Source organism: Azospirillum sp. TSO35-2, from assembly GCF_003116095.1.
Taxonomy (GTDB): domain Bacteria; phylum Pseudomonadota; class Alphaproteobacteria; order Azospirillales; family Azospirillaceae; genus Azospirillum.
The window spans coordinates 1-2,329 of record NZ_LGRA01000015.1; the positions used below are offsets into that span (position 1 = coordinate 1).

A 2,329-nucleotide genomic window follows, 5' to 3' on the forward strand; every position below is an offset into this window, starting at 1 on the left:
CTCCAGCAGGCCGGTGGCCAGAATGGTGTTGCCGGCCGTGCCCAGCGTGACGACGTCGGTGCCCGCGCCGCCGGTGATCGTCTCAAGCAGGCTCACCAGCATTGTGGAGCCCGACGTGCCGATCGAGATCACGTCGGTCCCGGCCGCGCCGACGATCGTCTCGAGGACGTCCACCAGCATCGTCGTGCCAACCGTGGCGTTCAAGAACACGACGTCGGAAGAAGAACTGCCCACCAGGGTTTCAAGCAGCGAAACCTGCAGGGTGGAACCAGCAGTCAGAGTGATGAAATCGGTGCCGGCCGTACCGATCAAGGTTTCCAACGCCGAAATCGACACCGTATTCCCGGATGTTCCGAGCGTGATGACGTCAGTACCCACGTCACCGATGATTGTTGAGAATTGCCCCAGTGTTAGGGTCGAACCCGTAGTAACGCCTACGGTGTAGGTTCCAGCCATTAGTAATCCCCTTCAGGTTTGGTTCGCCGGCAGATGAACCACTCTAAGGTGTGCTTGACGTTCGGATGAAGGCAGGCAGACTCAGTCCTAGCGCTAGCTAACGCACCATGCCCTTGTTATCCGAAGGAATGCGCCCAAGGCAATGCGTTTCTACCGAAGTGGGTAGGGCGAATCGGCCCACCTTTCGGTCGCTATCGGAGGAGAGTAGCCACCTCCTTGTCCACCCACCAACAAGCCTTTGCAAAATCTTGAAAATCGCCGGGTATGGCGAATTCGCAACAGCGAGGTTTGAAGTTGCGCCTACCGATCCCCGCTTCCCGCGTCGGGGCAGGGAAATACCGTCTGTTCTCGAATCGAGCGCGACGCGGTGAAAACTCGGGTGACTTTTGCAGATCGGCCCCATGCCACCCCAAGCCCAAGCTTGGCCGGAACCAAACATCGTTGTTACAATTTCATAACACAGACTGTATTTCCCTCATCGCCGCGACGAGGATGCGCTTGGAGAATTCAAGAACAACCGTTATTCCGTTGCGGCGAGCAGACGGCCAGGGGCAAGGACGACCGATCAAGCATGGCGACCATTCAGGAGGCGCTCGCCGCCGCGGTGCAGCATCATCAGGGCGGCCAACTGGTCGTGGCGGCGCGGATCTACCGCCGCATCCTTGAGATCGCGCCCGACCAATCCGATGCCCTGCATCTGCTGGGACTGGTCGCCCGGCGCGCAAACCAGGGCGCCGCGGCGCTGCGGCTGATGACCCGCGCGCTGCAGGCCGATCCCGGTATGGCGGAGCCCCGCATCAACATCGGCAACATCCTGCGCGACCATGGCCGCATGGCAGCAGCGGTGGCAGCCTACCGCAGCGCCATCGCCCTGCGACCGGATCTGGCGGTCCCCTACGAAAGCCTGGGCGCTCTGCACCGCACACTGGCCCGTCCCACCGAAGCCGAACAGGCCTACCGCCGGGCGGTCCGCCTCAACCCGACCGGGGCGGAGGGCCACAACGGGCTGGCCAACGTGCTGCAGGAGCGCGACGCGCTGGACGGCGCCGTCGCCGCCTACGCCCGCGGGCTGGCCATCGACCCCACCCACAGCGCCGCCTGCAACAACCTGGGCATCGCGCTGCGCGGGCTGGACCGCCCGGTCGACGCGATGGTCTGGCACCGCCGCGCCGTCGTCCTCGACCCCGGCTTCGCCGCCGGCCACACCAGCTTCGGGCTGTCGCTGCAGGAGCAGGGGCGGCTGGAGGAGGCCGCCGCCGCCCACAGGTGGGCGATCGCGGTTGACCCCGGCTTTCCCGGTGGCTACGCCAACCACGGCAACGCCCGCCTGAACCAGAACCGGGTGGACGCGGCGATCCTCAACTTCCGCCGGGCCATCGCGGTCGATCCGGCCGGCCCGGACAGCCACCGCAACCTCGGCATGGCTCTGCTCGTCGCCGGCCGCTTCGAGGAGGGGTGGCGGGAGTACGAGTGGCGGCTGCGCTGCAAGGACGCCCCCACCCACGCCGCCATGCCCAAGCCGCGCTGGGACGGCGCGCCGCTGGACGGCCGCCGCATCCTGCTGCACGGCGAACAGGGGCTGGGCGACGCCCTGCAATTCTGCCGTTACGTGCCCCTGGTGGCCGCCCGCGGCGGGCGCGTGCTGCTGGGCCTGCCGGCGCCGCTGCAGCGGGTGATGGCCGGCCTGCCCGGTGTGGAGCGCTTCGTCAGCGGCCAGCTCCCCACCGACGCCTTCGACCTCCACCTGCCGATGCTCAGCCTGGGCGAGGTGTTCGGCACCCAGATGGACACCATCCCGCACCGCGTGCCCTATCTGGCGGCGGAGCCGGCGCTGGTGGAACGCTGGGCGGAACGGCTGAAGCCGGCGGCGGGG

General features: G+C 66.9%; 1 protein-coding gene and 1 pseudogene. One reads left to right on the top strand and one right to left on the bottom strand.

Annotation, left to right across the window (positions count from 1 at the left end):
• Nucleotides 1-456: pseudogene (locus TSO352_RS11035) on the bottom strand (hypothetical protein); the annotation flags it as partial.
• Between the two features lie 571 nt (nucleotides 457-1,027).
• Here TSO352_RS11035 and TSO352_RS11040 point away from each other — a divergent pair.
• A partial coding sequence (locus tag TSO352_RS11040; protein WP_247872031.1) for a tetratricopeptide repeat protein occupies nucleotides 1,028-2,329 on the top strand: 1,302 nt, incomplete at its 3' end.